Consider the following 17,105-nt stretch of genomic DNA (forward strand, 5'->3'; position numbering starts at 1 on the left):
GTATTTAGATATTGAACAAAAAAAGCCTCGTTTCCGAGGCTTCAAAGCATTATAATTCTATATCAAATTGTGTCAATGACTTAAATTGTTTTAATCGAGACACAACCTCTTGTTTATCCAAACTCACCATTCGTTCAGTTCCAAACTTCTCCACACAAAAAGAAGCTAAATTAGAACCATATATAATTGCGTTTTTCATGTTCTCAAAAGAGACATTCTCACTCTGAGCAATAAATCCTGCAAAACCTCCTGCAAAAGTATCTCCTGCTCCTGTTGGATCAAAAACCTCTTCTAAAGGTAATGCCGGCGCAAAGAAAACCTGGTTTCCATGGAACAACAAAGCTCCATGTTCTCCTTTTTTAATCACCACAAATTCAGGTCCCATTGCCTGAATTTTGGCAGCAGCTTTCACTAATGAGTATTCTCCCGAAAGCTGTCTTGCTTCTTCATCATTAATTGTAATTACGTCTACACGCTTAATTACATCTAATAATTCAGGCAAAGCACAATCCATCCAAAAATTCATGGTATCTAAAACCACTAATTTAGGCTTCGATTCTAACTGATCTAAAACACTACTTTGCACTAGCGGATGCAAGTTTCCTAACATCACTACATCGGCATTTTTATAATTTTCAGGGACTTTTGGCTGAAAATCCGCCAAAACATTTAATTGAGTATCCAATGTATCTCTCGAATTCAAATCGTTATGATAACGACCGCTCCAAAAGAAAGTTTTCCCTCCTTTTACCACTTCAAGGCCAGAAATATCGATATTTCTTTCAGTCAATAAATCAATATATTCTTGAGGAAAATCGTCTCCTACTACAGAGACAATAGCTGATTGTAAGTTAAAAAAAGCTGCTGAAAGCCCAATATAAGTTCCCGCTCCACCTAAAATTTTATCTGTCTTTCCGAAAGGGGTTTCAATTGCGTCGAAAGCAACTGTTCCAACAATCAATAATTTATTCATTTTATGAATTTCGAATTAAAGATGCAAAGATAGTTCATAAGTTCCATAGTTGCAAAAGTTAAAAGCTGCAAAATTATCATAAAATTTTACCCTCTTCATTCTCATAAAAAGCATCTACAGACAAGGATTTTTGATTCGATGCAAACACTGCCAATTCATCACAACGCTCGTTTTGAGGATGATTATTATGTCCTTTTATCCATCTGAAATCAACCTGGTGTTTTCGATAGACTTTCAAAAAACGCTGCCACAAATCGGCATTTTTTCTGGCTGCAAACCCTTTTTTTTCCCAACCTAAAACCCATTTTTTCACAACAGAATCCACCACATATTTAGAATCAGAAACCACCAGAACCTTCATATTAGGATTTTTTAGTTTCTCAAGACCTACAATTACCGCCAATAATTCCATTCTATTATTAGTAGTATGACGGAAACCTTCATAAAATTCTTTTTTATGTGGTGTCCCCACCAACTCCATAACCACACCATAACCACCAGGCCCTGGATTTCCTTTTGCCGCCCCGTCTGTATATATATGTACTTGATAATCCAAATTTATAATTTAGCCGTTAACACATCTTCAACCACTCCCGGAAAATATCTTTGCTCTAATTCGTGGATTTTTTCAGCAACTACTTCTGGAGTATCTGTTCCTAAAACCGTTACTTGTTTTTGAAAAATAATAGCTCCTTCATCATAATTCTCATTTACATAATGAATGGTTATCCCCGATTCTTTTTCTTTATTCTCCACAACAGCTCTATGCACATGCATACCATACATCCCTTTTCCACCATATTTTGGCAACAAAGCAGGATGTATATTTATTATTTTATCAGGATAGGCAGTAATAAGAGCATCGGGAAATTTTAATAAAAATCCGGCCAGAACAATCAAATCCGGCTGTATTGCATTTATTTTTTGCACCAAATTATCCTCATACAGCTCCGATTTTGTAAAAACTTCAACAGGAACCGCATGATTTTTAGCTCTGTCAATCACCTTTGCTTTTGCGTTATTTGTAAAAACACTTACTACAGCACCTACAGATCCACCTTTAAAATGCTGGATGATATTCTCAGCATTTGTACCAGATCCCGAAGCAAAAACAACAATTTTTTTCATAATTCATCTCATTTAAGTCACACAAAAAAAAGAATAAAAAACGAAATTAAATAGCATTAAGAAGTCTTTGTTCAAAATTATTTTTTACTTTAGACGTTACATTTATCAACTAAATGATTGTTTTAAAATAAAGTTTTTTATTTTTGCCACAAATTAAATTCTAAAATTAAAGATTATGTCAGACATTGCATCAAGAGTAAAAGCGATTATCGTAGACAAATTAGGCGTTGACGAAAACGAAGTTGTAACAGAAGCAAGCTTCACTAATGATTTAGGAGCTGACTCATTAGACACTGTTGAGCTTATTATGGAGTTCGAAAAAGAATTTGACATTCAAATTCCAGACGATCAAGCTGAAAACATTGCTACTGTTGGTCAAGCTATTTCTTACATCGAAGAAGCTAAAAAATAATACACTCGCACCCGGTTATAATTTCAATAATCGGGTGTTATTATTTTTTTAAAATTAAAAGTCCGATTGAATTTCAATCAATTACACATAATGTAACACCCATGGCTCTTAGGTGCTAAAACACAAAAGAAAGCGTGGGTTTTGCTTGTTTAAAGATAACAAAAACAGAATATATGGTATTAAGACGAGTTGTTGTAACAGGTTTAGGTGCCCTTACTCCTATTGGAAACAATATAGAAGAGTATTGGAATGGTCTAATTAACGGAGTTAGTGGGGCTGCACCAATAACTTATTTTGATGCTTCAAAATTTAGAACTCAATTTGCTTGCGAACTTAAAAACTTCAATGTTGAAGAATTTATAGATCGAAAAGAAGCCAGAAAAATGGATCGTTATGCTCAATATGCCATGGTCTCTTCTGAAGAAGCAATGAACGATGCTAATTTTGATTTAGAAAAAATAGACAAAGATCGCGCAGGAGTAATCTGGGGTTCAGGAATTGGAGGTTTAGAAACTTTCCAAATCGAAGTCTTAAATTTTGCTGCTGGTGACGGATCACCTCGATTCAATCCATTTTTTATCCCAAAAATGATTGGTGATATTGCTTGTGGACACATTTCAATCAAATACGGTTTTAGAGGACCTAACTTCGGAACTGTTTCTGCTTGTGCTTCTTCTACAAACGCTATTATTGATGCATTCAACTACATTAGATTAGGTCATGCCGATGTAATGGTAACCGGAGGTTCAGAAGCCGCTGTAACCATTGCAGGTATGGGAGGATTTAATGCTATGCACGCCTTATCTACCAGAAATGACGATCCTAAAACAGCTTCAAGACCAATGGACAAAGACCGCGACGGATTTGTACTAGGAGAAGGAGCAGGAGCAATCATCCTTGAAGAATACGAACACGCTGTAGCACGTGGCGCTAAAATCTATTGCGAAATAGGTGGTGGTGGTATGTCGGCAGATGCGCATCATATTACAGCTCCACATCCTGAAGGATTAGGTGCAAGAAATGTAATGCTAAACTGTTTGAGAGACGCTGGTTTAAAACCAACTGATGTTGACGGAGTAAACATGCACGGAACTTCTACTCCTCTTGGAGACATGGCCGAAAGCAAAGCAATCGAACAAGTTTTTGGAGAACATGCTTATACCATGAATTTGAATTCAACAAAATCCATGACAGGTCACTTATTAGGAGCTGCCGGAGCAATTGAAACAATTTCTGCTATTCTTTCTATAAAACACGGAATAGTTCCTCCTACAATTAATCATTTTACAGATGATGAAAAAATTGACTCTAAGTTAAACTTCACTTTCAACACGGCTCAAAAAAGAGAAATGAATGTTGTTATGAGTAATACTTTTGGTTTTGGGGGGCATAATGCTTGTGTATTAGTAAAAAAATTAGGATTCTAATTTGATACTATGAGTATATTCAAAAAAATATTCAAGAAATCCCGTTCTCAAGAAGACGGGATTTTTTTTGATGCTATCCAAAAAATTCTTGGCTTCCCACCAAATGAACTGAATCATTACCACAAAGCCTTTACCCACCGCTCCTCCGGAAAACTGGATTCCACCGGTAATCCTATAAGTTATGAGCGTTTAGAATTTTTGGGAGACGCTATGCTAAGCTCCGTTATCGCAGCACATTTATTTAACGAAGCACCTTATGGAGACGAGGGCTACCTTACTAAAATGCGCTCTAAAATTGTGAGTCGGGAACACCTAAATGAGTTAGGAAAAGACCTCGACTTAATTCGTTTTGTCGAAAGCAAAGTTCCGGTACAACATTTTGGCGAAAACATACACGGAAACATTTTCGAATCGCTCATCGGAGCTATTTATCTTGACAAAGGCTATCCTTTTTGCGAAAAATTTATCCAACAAAGAGTAATTATTCCCTATGTTGATATTTCCAGACTCGAAGGAAAAGTAATAAGCTATAAGAGTTTAATTATCGAATGGTGTCAAAAAGAAAAAAGACATTTTCACTATGACATTTTTGAGGACAATGCCATCGATGGACAACGCCTTTTTGGAGTAAAATTAAGCATTGACGAAAAAGTAATTGCAAAAGCAAGAGCAACTTCTAAAAAGAAAGCCGAAGAAAAAGCATCTCAACGCGCCTATTTTGCATTTCAGGAAAAAATGAACAAAAAATAACAGTAATTTCCTCAAAGCTATAACGTTTTCGTTTTAAATTTAACGAAATCATTATATTTTCAACACTTAAACTTCGATAGAAATAGTATATTTACATCTTTATTTTTAATGAAGATGGCTGTTCATAAATTAAGTCTTGACGAATTTGACGAGATTGATTACAATCTTATTGCAATTCATACTTCTTTAGAAGATTACCGATTGGCATATTTTATCAATCAAAAACTTCCTATAAATCTAGCAAAGAGTGCTGATGAAGTTCAAATAAATATCAAAGAAGGAGAAACAAAATTTTCGAGATTTTATTATTATGACGAAGAAAATACAGTAGCCTGGAATTTAGTTCAGAACAAAAACGAGGTTGTTCAGGAACAAAATAATCAAATCCAGAACTTATTTTCGAGTTCGACCGAGAGCATTTCGACAAAAGTATATCTATTGCCTGAATTTAAAAAAGCGGATTATTTTTTAAAAATAGACAATACCGATGACAGCATTGATATCAATCAAATAAAAACAATATTAAACACTATAGACAACATAACGACAGTTTATACTGTTGATACAGAACAAATAAAATCTAAAAACAATCTAATTTTTTAATGCAAATGATTACAACAAACAAGAAAACTAAAATTGTGGCTACCCTTGGGCCTGCTTGCAGCACAAGAGAAATCATAAAGGACATGGTTGAAGCTGGTGTAAATGTATTCAGAATTAACTTCTCTCATGCTGATTATACTGATGTAGAAAACAGAATAAAAATCATCCGTGAGCTTAACGAAGAATTCGGTTACACTACAGCCATATTAGCAGACTTACAAGGACCTAAACTACGTGTTGGGGTAATGAATGACGGTGTTGTTGTTAACGATGGTGATTTAATCACATTTACTACAGCCGAAGACATCATTGGAACTGCTGAAAGAGTTTTCATGAAATACCAGAACTTTCCTAACGATGTAAATCCTGGCGAAAGAATCTTGTTAGATGACGGAAAATTAATTTTCGAAATTGTATCTACTGATAAAAAATCAGAAGTGGTTGCAAGAGTAGTTCAGGGTGGTGAATTAAAATCTAAAAAAGGGGTTAACCTTCCTAATACTAAAATCTCTCTTCCGGCTTTGACTGAAAAAGATATTGCTGACGCTATTTTTGCTATTGGGCAAAAAGTAGATTGGATTGCACTTTCTTTCGTAAAAACACCTCAGGACTTAAAAGACCTTCAGGACTTAATTGCAGAGCACGCTGAAAACAAAATTCCAATTGTTGCTAAAATCGAAATGCCTGAAGCATTAGAAAACATGGATAAAATTGTAGCTTATTGCGATGCTTTAATGGTTGCTCGTGGAGACCTTGGAGTTGAACTTCCTGCTCACGAAGTACCATTAGTACAAAAAGACTTGATTCGCAGAGCTAAAACTGCCCGTATCCCGGTAATTGTAGCTACACAAATGATGGAAACAATGATCACTAGCTTAACTCCAACCAGAGCCGAAGTAAATGACGTAGCTAACTCTGTTATGGATGGTGCTGATGCGGTAATGCTTTCAGGAGAAACTGCTGCCGGAAATTACCCGGTACAGGTAATTCAAAAAATGACTCAAATTTGTGAGGCTGTTGAAAATTCTGAATTAATTCAGGTACCACAAAACACACCACAAATTAAAACCAATCGTTTTATTACTAAAACAATTTGCCGTCAGGCAGCTGAAATGTCTAACACTATTCAGGCAAAAGCAATTTCTACTATGACTAATAGTGGTTATACTGCTTTCCAATTATCTGCATGGAGACCTAAAACAGCTGAAATTTTAGTGTTCACTTCTAACAAAAGAATCCTTACGCAATTGAGTTTGTTATGGGGAGTTAGAACTTATTTCTACGACAAAGAAGAAAGTACTGACACTACAGTTACTGACATCAACAAAATTGCTAAAGAAAAAGGACATGTTGGAGCCGGTGATTACATCATCAACTTAGCTTCTATGCCTATTTCCGAAAAAGGAATGGTAAATACTATGAGAGTTTCTGAAATTAGCTAAACCTCTTTTATCAAATACATTCAAAAGCAAATACAACTTTTGAATAAATAACAAAAATGACCGATTTTGAAATTCAATTTCGGTCATTTTTTTGTTTTATGACTGTCAGATAAGCTGACTAAAGACAAAAAAACAGCAACGAATTCCACGGAATAACACAAATTGGGATGTCATAATATTCCACGAATCTGCCAAAGGCAGATAAGAAATTGGTGAAATTTATTTTAAAATCAGTAATATTTGTACTAATTAGTGTAATTCGTGGCAAAAATAAAACTCGTGCATTTGCCTAATTATTGGTGTAAGAAACGGATAATCATATTTTATTTTTAAAATAGCTAATAGCGGTGCAATTTGACAAAAGAACTCAATTATTGAGTTTCGACTAAGTTATACGAAATCAATTATTTACAAATTAATGTTTTGAATTTCTATTTTTTGTAACTTGTACAATATAACCTAATACTCAAAAATCATGAAAAAGTCTCAACTACTTATCTTTGGTACTGTATTATTAACAACATTAATTATTTCCTGCAATCAAAAGCGAAATAATCTGGTAAACACATGGAAAATTACCGAGGTAGAAGCCAAAACACCTCATGTTGATTCTGTAAAAAGTGACATTCTAAGCAATGGAACTTTGACTTTTACTAAGGACGGACATGTTAACGGATACATAGAAACTGAAATTAATGATGGCACCTATGCCCTAACCAAAAAAGGCAAAAATCTTGTAATCAAGGATGAAAACGGCACACCTTACCCTTTTGAAAGCACCATTACTGATGACAAAGTGATATTAGACAGTGAGGATATGAAAATTACACTGACAAGAAATTAAAAAACACAAACACTATTTCAATAATCTTCAGCAAAACTGTTTCATTTTCACAATACTGTTTTTGTGAAAATGAAACAGTTTTATTTTAAACAATGCTGTACCGTAAAAAAAGAGCAGACTGTTACCCCAAAAGTCAAATAATTATGTGGAGATTTGCATTCTGAGATAATTGAGGCAAAATGACACAAATAAGTATATTAGGTTGCGGATGGCTGGGGCTTCCTTTGGCGAAAGCCTTATTAAAAGAAGGTTTTTCTATCAAAGGTTCGACCACATCAGCAGAAAAACTGGCAACATTGGAAGAAAACGGAATTCAAAGCTTTCTATTGGCTTTAGATGCTAATACTGTTCCGGATGTATTTGCTGATTTTTTAGCCGGAAGCAAAACCCTGATTATTGCGATTCCGCCTAAATTAAGAGGCAAGAACAAGGATTACTCTGATGCTCAAAATAATTCTTTTGTCAAAAAAATTGAAAACCTGCTACCTTTTATAGAAAATTCATCCATAAAAAATGTACTGTTTATCAGTTCGACTGCGGTTTACGGGGAGGCAAACGATGTGGTTGACGAAAATAGCCCTACCATTCCTGTTACCGAAAGTGGCAAACAATTACTGGAAATTGAAAAATTATTATTAGCCAAAACGCATTTCAAAACTACTGTTTTGCGTTTTGGGGGCTTAATTGGTGAAGACCGAAACCCTGCCCGATTCCTGGCCGGAAAAGAAAATGTTCCTAATCCCGAAGCACCAATTAACCTGATTGACCTGGAAGATTGCATCGGTATTATTATAAAAATCCTGACTACGGCAACATGGAACACAACGCTAAATGCCGTAACACCTTTTCATCCTAGCAGAGAAGCTTATTACACTCAAAAAGCACTGGAAGAAAACCTGATTCCACCCACATTCAATCATGAAAATCCTTCGATAGGAAAAACCATTTTGAGTGATTATTTGATTGAAAAATTAAACTATACTTTTACTAAAAATCCTTTATAAAAGTGATTCATAAAATAAAAAAACGCTTTTCGACTAAAATCAATGCTATTGGATTACCCATTTTAGCACTGATTTGGGTTGGTTTTTTCTGGGGAACCACCTGGATTGCTTCTAAAGAAGGTGTACGCTATATTCCGGGAATTCAAATGGCTGCCATTAGACAATTTATTGCCGGATTACTCTATATCCTTTTTTTCTTAGTGACTAAAGCACCCTGGCCCAAAGGCAAACAATGGAAAACCATTGTTATTCTTGCCGTATTGAATTTCACACTGAGTAATGGCTTGAGTACTGCCGGTGTAAAATATATCAGTAGCGGACTGGGGGCAATTATAGCTGCCATTTTCCCTATTTGGGTGGTGCTAATTTCTTTTTTTAGAGGAGAACGAATTGCTAAATTAGCCGTAACAGGCACTCTCATTAGTTTTGTAGGCATTTGTGTCATATTCTATGAACATCTGGGTGATTTTCTCATTCCTGATTTCAGATTGGGAATTATATTATCGGTTATTGCTACAATTACCTGGGCTTTTGGCACCTTATATACCCGAAAAAAAGCAGCTTCTTTCAATCCATATTTTAGTCTTGGACTGCAAATGTTTATTTCGGGTCTGCTTTTATTTGCCTACAACGGAGCTACCGGAATTTCAGTCAACCTGAGCGAAATCCCAATTAATACCTGGTATGCTATTGCTTACTTAGTAATTGTAGGTTCATTAATTACTTTTACTATTTTTATCTATTCGTTACAAAATCTGCCACCCGAAGTAAGCAGTCTTTATGCGTATATGAATCCTGTTGTCGCAGTTCTTTTAGGTTCAATTATTTTTGACGAAACTCTGAGTATTTCAATTGCATTGGGCGGAATTGTCACTCTTTTTGGTTTGTATCTCGTAAATCAATCTTTAAGGAGAAGCCGTAAAAAAACAAACATTTTAATTAAATAAAGAGCTTCCTGATTTCCAATACAGTTTTTGTATTTTTGCAAAAAAAATTCATGAAATCTGTTTTATATAAATACCGCACTTTCATTGGTATCTTTCTTGTTTTTTCGGCAATTACACTTAGTCTTTTTTACAATGCGCTAAAACCTCAAAAAACACTTCCCATATACAATCCTGCCGATGTCAATCCGGAACTGGTGGACAGCACGGTACAATATGTGAGCAAATACCACACAATTGCCGATTTTTCGTTTACAAATCAAAACGGAAAAACTATTACCCAAAAGGATTATGAAGGAAAAATTTATGTGGCTGATTTCTTTTTCACGACCTGCGGAACTATTTGCCCAAAAATGACCACTAATCTAGCCGAAGTTCAAAAAGCAATTAGCAATAATCCAAAGGTCATGTTGTTATCGCATACGGTTTTCCCTGAAGTCGATAGCGTGGCTGTACTGAAAACGTATGCTTTAGATCATGGTGTTGACGACCGAAAATGGAACCTGGTTACAGGAGACAAAAAAGAAATTTATAAAATGGCTCGAAAATCTTATTTAGCCGTAAAAATGGGAAAACCAAGCGAATTATACGATATGGTTCATACCGAAAATTTTGTATTAGTAGATACTAAAAGAAGGGTTCGCGGATTTTATGACGGCACTAAGAAAGAAGATATTCAGAAATTAATTGAAGATATTCAATTTTTAAGCTCCGAAAAAGAAGCCAATTAAAACCGTTCTTTATATTTTAATTAACGCTATTTGAAACATAAAACGCTGCAATTAGTATTCGATTTTACAATATAATACGTATTTTTACAATCTTAATTCAATCTAAATAAGACTTTGCGTACCACTATACATTCTTTACGAAAAAACGAAAAAGCAATTATCAAAGATTTTGATATCGACATTATTCCATTAAAGTTACTTGAAATGGGTTGCTTGCCGGGAAATACGGTCGAATTACTTCAAATAGCTCCTTTTGGAGATCCATTGTACTTAGACATAAATGGTTCTCATCTGGCTATTCGTCTGGAAACTGCCAAAGAAATTGAAGTAGAACTCATCAAAAATGCGCTTTAATGATTCATCAAAATATTAACGTAGCTTTAATTGGAAATCCTAATGTAGGTAAGACTTCTGTTTTTAATCAACTCACAGGTTTAAACCAGCAAGTAGGGAATTATCCGGGGATTACGGTAGAGAAAAAAATGGGTTTCTGCAAATTGCCTCATAACATCAAAGCCAATATTCTGGACTTGCCGGGAACGTATAGTTTAAACGCCAGTTCTATTGATGAAAATGTGGTTATAGAATTGCTTTTAAATAAAAACGATAAGTTATATCCCGATGTAGCATTAGTGGTTACTGATGTTGAAAATCTAAAAAGAAACTTACTGCTTTTTACTCAAATTAAAGACCTTGAAATTCCAACTATCTTAGTCATCAACATGGCCGATAGAATGGCCGACAAAGGTATTTCGCTTGATATTCCGTTTCTGGAGGAACAATTAAAAACCAAAATTGCTTTAATCAGTTCGAGAAAATCTCAGGGAATTGAGGAACTTAAAGATCTTATTGTAACCTACAAATCAATTTCGACTGAACCTTGTTTAAATGCTTCAGTCATTGACAAAGAGTATTTTAATAATTTACAAAAAGCCTTTCCTGACTTATTGTTGTACAAACTTTGGTTAGTAATTACTCAGGATGTCAACTTCTTAAATCTGGAACGAAAAGAAATCCAGGGCTCATTTACTAAATCACACAGCGAATTAAAGCGTTTGCAACAACAGGAAACTATCAAACGTTATCAATTTATAAATGATGTTTTAAAACAAAGTTTAACTATAGACAGTAGTATTGCAAAAGATTTCCGCTCTAAACTAGACCGTGTTTTAACCCATAAATTTTGGGGATATATTATTTTCTTTGCTATCCTATTTGTGATATTCCAATCTATTTTTGACTGGTCATCGATTCCAATGGATTTTATCGACAGTACTTTTGCCACTTTGAGCACTATGGCTGCCGAGGAACTTCCTTCGGGTATTTTGACCGACTTAATTTCGCAGGGAATCATTCCGGGAATTGGAGGAATCCTTATTTTTATTCCGCAAATTGCCTTTTTGTTCCTGTTCATTTCCATACTTGAAGAAAGTGGCTATATGAGTCGTGTGGTTTTTATTATGGACAAAATTATGCGCCGTTTTGGACTATCAGGAAAAAGTGTAGTGCCGTTAATTTCAGGAACTGCCTGTGCCATTCCGGCTATTATGGCCACCCGAAATATCGAAAGCTGGAAAGAACGTTTAATAACAATTTTAGTAACGCCCTTTACCACTTGCTCAGCAAGGCTGCCTGTTTACGCCATCATTATTGCATTGGTAATTCCTAATCATCGTGTACTGGGATTTTTAAACCTTCAGGGACTGGCATTAATGTTATTGTATCTTTTAGGTTTTGGAATGGCAATATTTTCTGCTTATGTCCTCAATAAAGTAATGAAAATAAGTGGTAAAACTTTTTTTGTTGTCGAAATGCCTAATTATAAATTGCCTTTGTTTAAAAATGTAGCCATCAATGTAATTGAAAAAACCAAGGCCTTTATCTCAGGAGCTGGGAAAATAATCCTGGCCATTTCAATTATTTTGTGGTTTCTAGCCTCTTACGGCCCCGGAAAAGATTTTAACGAAGCCGAAACAATTGTAAAAGAAAGAACAGCCAAAAATCCTTTGAACGAAGTCGATTTTGAAAACGCAGTTGCCTCACAAAAACTGGAGAATTCATACATAGGAATTATGGGTAAAACCATTGAACCTGTCATTTCTCCGCTAGGATACGATTGGAAAATAGGTATTGCTATTATTAGTTCTTTTGCCGCCAGAGAAGTATTTGTAGGTACTCTGGCAACTATTTATAGTGTAGGCGGAACTGACAATGAAACAACCATAAAAAACAAAATGGCCACTGAAATTCATCCCGAAACAGGAACTAAAATATTCAATTTTGCCTCAGGAATTTCTCTGTTATTATTCTATGCTTTTGCTTTGCAATGTGCCAGTACACTTGCCATCACTAAAAAGGAAACCAACAGTTGGAAATGGCCTCTGGGACAATTAGTTTTCATGAGCAGTTTTGCCTACCTGACAGCCTTAGTAGCTTACCAAATTCTAAAATAAACAATATGTTTCAGGAAATCATTGCCTTTTTAATCTTAGGAATTGCAGTTGCTTATCTTTTTCAAAAGTTCTTTTTAAAGAAGAAAAAAAAGGATAAAAATTGCGGAGGCGATGATTGTGGTTGTCACTAAAAATGATTTAACTGAAAATATTGTAAACTTTTTTAAACCATAGCGAATGAAGGAAATTAAAATTCTACTTTCTTTATTCGCTTAATGGTTCATTTTTTTTAAATACTAGCTCAACTTCACAAAAAGATTAGTTGCTATTTTATTGGAAACATTCAAAAGATTTTCATTGACTTTAATTCGAAGCGAAAGATCAAAATTCTCTTTGCCTAAAATTTCAATTGTAGAACCTAAGGCAATTCCTTGTTTATCCAGGTACTTTAAAAACTCCGAAGAAGTATCTTTTACACCCACACAAATTCCTGTTTGCCCAGCCGCTAAATCCGAAAGCAATTGTTTATCAATTTTAGGAAGCAATCCCTGAGCATTTGGAATAGGATCTCCGTGCGGATCTTCGGTAGGATTTCCTAAAAAATCGTCTAGTTTATTAATCAGTTTTTCTGATTTTATGTGCTCTAACTGCTCGGCAATATCATGCACCTCATCCCAGGAAAAAGCTAATTTTTCTACCAAAAAAACTTCCCATAAACGGTGTTTCCTAACAATCATTTTGGCTTCTAATTTTCCTTTATCGGTTAAGCTAACACCTTGGTATTTTTTATAATTAACCAAATCTTTTTCGGCCAGCTTCTTCAACATATCCGTCACAGAAGATGCTTTGGTTTCCATCACTTCGGCAATAGCATTCGTGCTTACTCCCGAGCTGGAAACTACGGTAAGATGATAAATAGCTTTAAGGTAATTTTCTTCTGAAAAAGTCATTTGATTGCAGATTTTAGATTGCAGATTTTAGATTGCAGATTTTAGATTGCAGATTTTTAAAAACCATCATCAAAAATCTTAATACTCTTTTTAATTTTTTACAATCAACAAAGGTATCGAAATTTTATGACGCAACTTATCGACGGTCGTACCAAAAACTAAATCTTTAAAGCCCGTATGTCCATGAGTTCCCATAACTAAAATATCAAATCCTGCTTTATTAACTATATCAGGAATCACTTTATTGGGCTTGCCAAATCCTAATTCGGTTGTTACGTTGAATCCTTTTTGCGAAAGCATTACTTTGTACTCCAACAATAACTTCTCGTCGATTAAAGTTTCATGATCGTCAATATTTTCACCATAAACCATGGCTCCAACCGTTTCTACCACGTGAATTAGCGTATATTGGGCATCCATTCCGCCCAATTCAAAAGCACTGTTGAGTGCAATTTCATCAGCAGAAGAAAAATCGACTGAAACCGCAATATTCTTTTTAGTATAACTTTCTGATTTTGAAAAATGCAGTTTCAAATGGTGTGGCGAATGATTTTGAATATCCTGTTTTGCCTTAGTAATAAACGGTTTAAAGACAATAAAAAGTAGTAATCCTAAGAAAAAAAACGCCAACGGAACAACTGTAAGCCAAAGTACAATTGGGTTTTCTGAAACTTCAAGCCATCCTGTAATCTCATTGTAAACTAATTTGGCATTCAACGAAACAATGATCGAAGCGATAATCCAGGCAGCAATTTGAGTGGTTTTAGAAACGTGAAATCCTTTCATTTTTGATTTATCACTCACAAAATGAATCAACGGAATAATAGCAAAACCCAGTTGTAAACTCAAAATCACCTGACTTAAGATTAGTAACTTTCCGGTGACACTTTCGCCATAAATTAAAATCACAATAACAGCAGGAACAATGGCAATTAATCGGGTTAATATGCGTCGAACCCAAGGTTGAATGCGTAAATTCAAATAACCCTCCATTACAATTTGCCCGGCTAAAGTTCCTGTTATTGTCGAACTTTGTCCCGCTGCAATTAAGGCAACCGCAAATAAAATAGGTGCCCATTTGGTTCCTAAAAGTGTTTCTAAAAATCGATGTGCATCCTGAATTTCGGCAACTTCATACATCCCATTTCTGTAAAATGTGGCTGCCGCCAAAATTAAAATTGCCGCATTAACCAGGAAAGCCAAATTCAAAGCAATAGTCGAATCGATGAAATTGTATTTCAATGCCTGCTTAATTCCTGCCGAACTTCTTTCAAAATTTCTGGTTTGTACCAATGAGGAATGCAGATACAAATTGTGAGGCATAACCGTTGCTCCAATAATCCCGATAGCAATATACAAAGCCGCTTCACTAGGTATCGAAGGAACCAAACCATACACTACTTTGTCCAGTTCAGGTTCGGCAAAAATCATTTCGAAAACAAAAGAAAAACCAATAATAGCGACCAATACAATAATAAAAGCTTCCATCTTTCGGATGCCTTTATTGATTAAAAAAAGCAGTAAAAATGTATCTAAAACTGTGATTAAAACACCTTCGATTAAAGGAATATCAAACAATAAATTAATCCCGATTGCCATTCCTAATACTTCGGCCAGATCACAGGCCGCAATAGCAATTTCGGCTAAAAAGTAAAGAATATAATTAACAGGTTTGGAGTAGGTTTCTCTCGAAGCCTGTGCCAAATCACGTTGGGTTACAATTCCGAGTCTTGCGCTTAAACTTTGCAACAGCAACGCCATTAAATTACTCATCAATAAAACCCAAAGTAAAGAATAACCAAACTGACTTCCGCCGGCAATATCAGTTGCCCAGTTTCCTGGATCCATATAACCCACACTTACCAAATAAGCAGGGCCAAAAAAAGCAAGTATCTTTCTAAAAACGGATTTTTTATTCTGTGTTGAAACGGATTGATGAACTTCTTCTAGTGATTTTCCCATTGTACTTTAACTAATTAAGGCAAATATATATAAAAATCACATTAATCAAATCTTTTTTTTAGCCAAGTCTAAATTTAGGACGAAATCAAATGGCTACTGAACACAAGCAACATAGATTTTTTTAATTGCAAAAACAAAATGCAACAATGTTGCATTTAAAAACAAACATCATATATTTGCAACATAATTGCATTAAGAAAAAAATACTATGATAGAACAAACCCATTTTGAAGTGATTATTATAGGCGGTAGTTACAGCGGTCTTTCAGCAGCTATGAGTTTAGGCCGTTCCTTGCGACAGGTTTTGGTTATAGATAGTGGTTTAGCTTGCAACAGGCAAACGCCACATTCGCATAATTTCATCACACAAGATGGTGAAACACCAGCTGCCATTTCGGCGAAAGCCAAAAAACAAGTGCAACAGTATAAAACAATTCAATTTTATAATGGACTGGTGATAGGAATTGAGAAAACCAATAATGGATTTGAAATCACCACAGAATCAGCCAAGGTTTTTACTTCTAGAAAAGTATTGTTTGCAACTGGAGTTAAAGATATACTTCCTGAAATTGATGGTTTTGCTAGTTGTTGGGGAATTTCTATTCTGCATTGCCCGTATTGTCATGGCTATGAAGTGAAGAATGAAAAAACAGCTGTTATTGCAAATGATGATATGGGTTTTGAATATGTAAAAATGATTAGCAACTGGACCAAAAATTTAAAATTGTGTACCAATGGAAAATCAGCTTTAACAGCAGAACAAACCAAAATTTTAAACAAACATAAGGTTGAAATTATTGAAAACGAAATTCAATCTTTCGAACATGAAAATGGAAATATCCAACACATCGTTTTCAAAAATGGAGAAAAAACTGCTGTAAAAGCCATTTATCATAGACCCGCTTTTGAACAGCATTGTCCTTTACCAGAAAGTATAGGTTGCGAATTGAACGAACAAGGTTTGCTAAAAACAGATGCTTTTCAGAGAACCACTGTTCCAGGAATCTATGCAAGCGGAGATAATCACAATCCAGCCAGATCAGTGGCTATGGCGGTTTATACTGGTTCCTTTGCAGCTGCAATAATCAACCGAGAGCTTATTGAAGAAGATTTTATTTAAGAAAATTAGATACAATCCGGACACAAACCCGAGAGCGTAAAATTAACTTCCTTAACCAAATAATTTTCAGGAAGTTTAAAAGTGGGCTCAACCGAATCCAAACAAGTTACCGAATGGCATTTTTCGCAACTAAAATGCACGTGATTATGCGTGTGTTGATGATTGTCATGGTTATGATGACAGGCAGCGTATTTTATTGTTCCGTCGGGAGTGGCAATTTTATGAATCACATCTTCCGATACCAAACGGTCCAGAATTCTGTAAATAGTTACTCTGTCGCACAATTCCTGATTCAGTTTTTGAATTTCAGCGTGCGATAAAGCTACTTCTGAATTTTTTATCAATTCTAAAATAGCCGATTTAGCTATGGTATTTCGGGTGTTTTTCATTTTCTAAAAATAAAACGCAACATTGTTGCATTT

Annotated in this window: 18 protein-coding genes; 12 read left to right on the forward strand and 6 right to left on the reverse strand. The window is 35.0% G+C overall.

All coding sequences use genetic code 11. The features are described 5' to 3' along the window. Positions 1 to 49: 49 nt before the first annotated feature. The 3 genes from BIW12_RS05580 to purN form a co-directional block, all read right to left on the reverse strand. Entirely contained in the window at positions 50 to 973 is a 924-nt protein-coding gene (locus BIW12_RS05580; RefSeq protein WP_071184191.1) for a PfkB family carbohydrate kinase, read from the reverse strand. A gap of 76 nt (positions 974 to 1,049) precedes the next feature. Then, the gene (gene rnhA, locus BIW12_RS05585) at positions 1,050 to 1,529 is read right to left on the reverse strand and encodes a ribonuclease HI (protein WP_071184192.1); all 480 of its coding nucleotides are present in this window, start codon (positions 1,527 to 1,529) and stop codon (positions 1,050 to 1,052) included. 2 nt (positions 1,530 to 1,531) lie between these two features. Beyond that, entirely contained in the window at positions 1,532 to 2,101 is a 570-nt protein-coding gene (gene purN, locus BIW12_RS05590) for a phosphoribosylglycinamide formyltransferase (RefSeq protein ID WP_071184193.1), read from the reverse strand. A 175-nt stretch (positions 2,102 to 2,276) separates the two neighbouring features. Here purN and BIW12_RS05595 point away from each other — a divergent pair, with 175 nt between their 5' ends. The 11 genes from BIW12_RS05595 to feoB all read left to right on the forward strand — a co-directional run bounded on the left by BIW12_RS05595 (position 2,277) and on the right by feoB (position 12,711). Next, positions 2,277 to 2,513, forward strand: coding sequence for an acyl carrier protein (locus BIW12_RS05595; protein WP_007137004.1), 237 nt, complete (start codon positions 2,277 to 2,279; stop codon positions 2,511 to 2,513). Positions 2,514 to 2,686: 173 nt separating this feature from the next. After that, positions 2,687 to 3,940 (forward strand): beta-ketoacyl-ACP synthase II, encoded by a 1,254-nt coding sequence (fabF, locus tag BIW12_RS05600; protein WP_071184194.1) that lies wholly within the window; start codon positions 2,687 to 2,689, stop codon positions 3,938 to 3,940. 9 nt (positions 3,941 to 3,949) lie between these two features. Then, a complete protein-coding gene (locus tag BIW12_RS05605) occupies positions 3,950 to 4,690 on the forward strand; it encodes a ribonuclease III family protein (protein WP_071184195.1) in 741 nt (246 codons plus the stop codon). 114 nt (positions 4,691 to 4,804) lie between these two features. After that, a complete protein-coding gene (locus BIW12_RS05610) occupies positions 4,805 to 5,293 on the forward strand; it encodes an IPExxxVDY family protein (protein WP_071184196.1) in 489 nt (162 codons plus the stop codon). Positions 5,294 to 5,301: 8 nt separating this feature from the next. Beyond that, on the forward strand, positions 5,302 to 6,735 hold the full coding sequence (gene pyk, locus BIW12_RS05615) for a pyruvate kinase (protein ID WP_071186169.1): 1,434 nt from the start codon (positions 5,302 to 5,304) through the stop codon (positions 6,733 to 6,735). A 475-nt stretch (positions 6,736 to 7,210) separates the two neighbouring features. Further along, complete coding sequence (locus tag BIW12_RS05620) at positions 7,211 to 7,579, forward strand: hypothetical protein (RefSeq protein WP_071184197.1); 369 nt, start codon at positions 7,211 to 7,213, stop codon at positions 7,577 to 7,579. Between the two features lie 179 nt (positions 7,580 to 7,758). Beyond that, a complete protein-coding gene (locus tag BIW12_RS05625; protein ID WP_071184198.1) occupies positions 7,759 to 8,583 on the forward strand; it encodes an NAD-dependent epimerase/dehydratase family protein in 825 nt (274 codons plus the stop codon). 2 nt (positions 8,584 to 8,585) lie between these two features. Beyond that, the gene (locus BIW12_RS05630; protein WP_157499489.1) at positions 8,586 to 9,530 is read left to right on the forward strand and encodes a DMT family transporter; all 945 of its coding nucleotides are present in this window, start codon (positions 8,586 to 8,588) and stop codon (positions 9,528 to 9,530) included. A 50-nt stretch (positions 9,531 to 9,580) separates the two neighbouring features. Beyond that, positions 9,581 to 10,258, forward strand: coding sequence for an SCO family protein (locus BIW12_RS05635; protein ID WP_071184199.1), 678 nt, complete (start codon positions 9,581 to 9,583; stop codon positions 10,256 to 10,258). A 114-nt stretch (positions 10,259 to 10,372) separates the two neighbouring features. Then, positions 10,373 to 10,612: a FeoA family protein gene (locus tag BIW12_RS05640; RefSeq protein ID WP_071184200.1), complete on the forward strand. Its 240-nt coding sequence runs from the start codon at positions 10,373 to 10,375 to the stop codon at positions 10,610 to 10,612. Beyond that, on the forward strand, positions 10,612 to 12,711 hold the full coding sequence (gene feoB, locus BIW12_RS05645; RefSeq protein ID WP_071184201.1) for a ferrous iron transport protein B: 2,100 nt from the start codon (positions 10,612 to 10,614) through the stop codon (positions 12,709 to 12,711). Before BIW12_RS05640 ends, feoB begins: the two co-directional genes overlap by 1 nt. A gap of 236 nt (positions 12,712 to 12,947) precedes the next feature. Here feoB and BIW12_RS05650 read toward each other — a convergent pair whose 3' ends face one another. Continuing rightward, positions 12,948 to 13,601 (reverse strand): metal-dependent transcriptional regulator, encoded by a 654-nt coding sequence (locus BIW12_RS05650; RefSeq protein ID WP_071184202.1) that lies wholly within the window; start codon positions 13,599 to 13,601, stop codon positions 12,948 to 12,950. Positions 13,602 to 13,691: 90 nt separating this feature from the next. Beyond that, a complete protein-coding gene (locus tag BIW12_RS05655; RefSeq protein WP_071184203.1) occupies positions 13,692 to 15,563 on the reverse strand; it encodes an Nramp family divalent metal transporter in 1,872 nt (623 codons plus the stop codon). Positions 15,564 to 15,771: 208 nt separating this feature from the next. Here BIW12_RS05655 and BIW12_RS05660 point away from each other — a divergent pair, with 208 nt between their 5' ends. After that, complete coding sequence (locus BIW12_RS05660; RefSeq protein WP_071184204.1) at positions 15,772 to 16,683, forward strand: NAD(P)/FAD-dependent oxidoreductase; 912 nt, start codon at positions 15,772 to 15,774, stop codon at positions 16,681 to 16,683. 5 nt (positions 16,684 to 16,688) lie between these two features. Here BIW12_RS05660 and BIW12_RS05665 read toward each other — a convergent pair whose 3' ends face one another. Further along, positions 16,689 to 17,072 (reverse strand): Fur family transcriptional regulator, encoded by a 384-nt coding sequence (locus tag BIW12_RS05665; protein WP_071184205.1) that lies wholly within the window; start codon positions 17,070 to 17,072, stop codon positions 16,689 to 16,691. Between the last annotated feature and the right edge of the window lie 33 nt (positions 17,073 to 17,105).

The sequence above is a fragment of the Flavobacterium commune genome (genome assembly GCF_001857965.1).
Taxonomy (GTDB): domain Bacteria; phylum Bacteroidota; class Bacteroidia; order Flavobacteriales; family Flavobacteriaceae; genus Flavobacterium; species Flavobacterium commune.

Bases quoted from the DNA above. Each gene is read 5' to 3' on its own strand.
- BIW12_RS05580 (WP_071184191.1), bottom strand. From the start codon at position 973: ATGAATAAATTATTGATTGTTGGAACAGTTGCTTTCGACGCAATTGAA.
- purN (WP_071184193.1), bottom strand. From the start codon at position 2,101: ATGAAAAAAATTGTTGTTTTTGCTTCGGGATCTGGTACAAATGCTGAG.
- BIW12_RS05595 (WP_007137004.1), top strand. From the start codon at position 2,277: ATGTCAGACATTGCATCAAGAGTAAAAGCGATTATCGTAGACAAATTA.
- fabF (WP_071184194.1), top strand. From the start codon at position 2,687: ATGGTATTAAGACGAGTTGTTGTAACAGGTTTAGGTGCCCTTACTCCT.
- BIW12_RS05605 (WP_071184195.1), top strand. From the start codon at position 3,950: ATGAGTATATTCAAAAAAATATTCAAGAAATCCCGTTCTCAAGAAGAC.
- BIW12_RS05610 (WP_071184196.1), top strand. From the start codon at position 4,805: ATGGCTGTTCATAAATTAAGTCTTGACGAATTTGACGAGATTGATTAC.
- BIW12_RS05620 (WP_071184197.1), top strand. From the start codon at position 7,211: ATGAAAAAGTCTCAACTACTTATCTTTGGTACTGTATTATTAACAACA.
- BIW12_RS05625 (WP_071184198.1), top strand. From the start codon at position 7,759: ATGACACAAATAAGTATATTAGGTTGCGGATGGCTGGGGCTTCCTTTG.
- BIW12_RS05635 (WP_071184199.1), top strand. From the start codon at position 9,581: ATGAAATCTGTTTTATATAAATACCGCACTTTCATTGGTATCTTTCTT.
- feoB (WP_071184201.1), top strand. From the start codon at position 10,612: ATGATTCATCAAAATATTAACGTAGCTTTAATTGGAAATCCTAATGTA.
- BIW12_RS05650 (WP_071184202.1), bottom strand. From the start codon at position 13,601: ATGACTTTTTCAGAAGAAAATTACCTTAAAGCTATTTATCATCTTACC.
- BIW12_RS05655 (WP_071184203.1), bottom strand. From the start codon at position 15,563: ATGGGAAAATCACTAGAAGAAGTTCATCAATCCGTTTCAACACAGAAT.
- BIW12_RS05660 (WP_071184204.1), top strand. From the start codon at position 15,772: ATGATAGAACAAACCCATTTTGAAGTGATTATTATAGGCGGTAGTTAC.
- BIW12_RS05665 (WP_071184205.1), bottom strand. From the start codon at position 17,072: ATGAAAAACACCCGAAATACCATAGCTAAATCGGCTATTTTAGAATTG.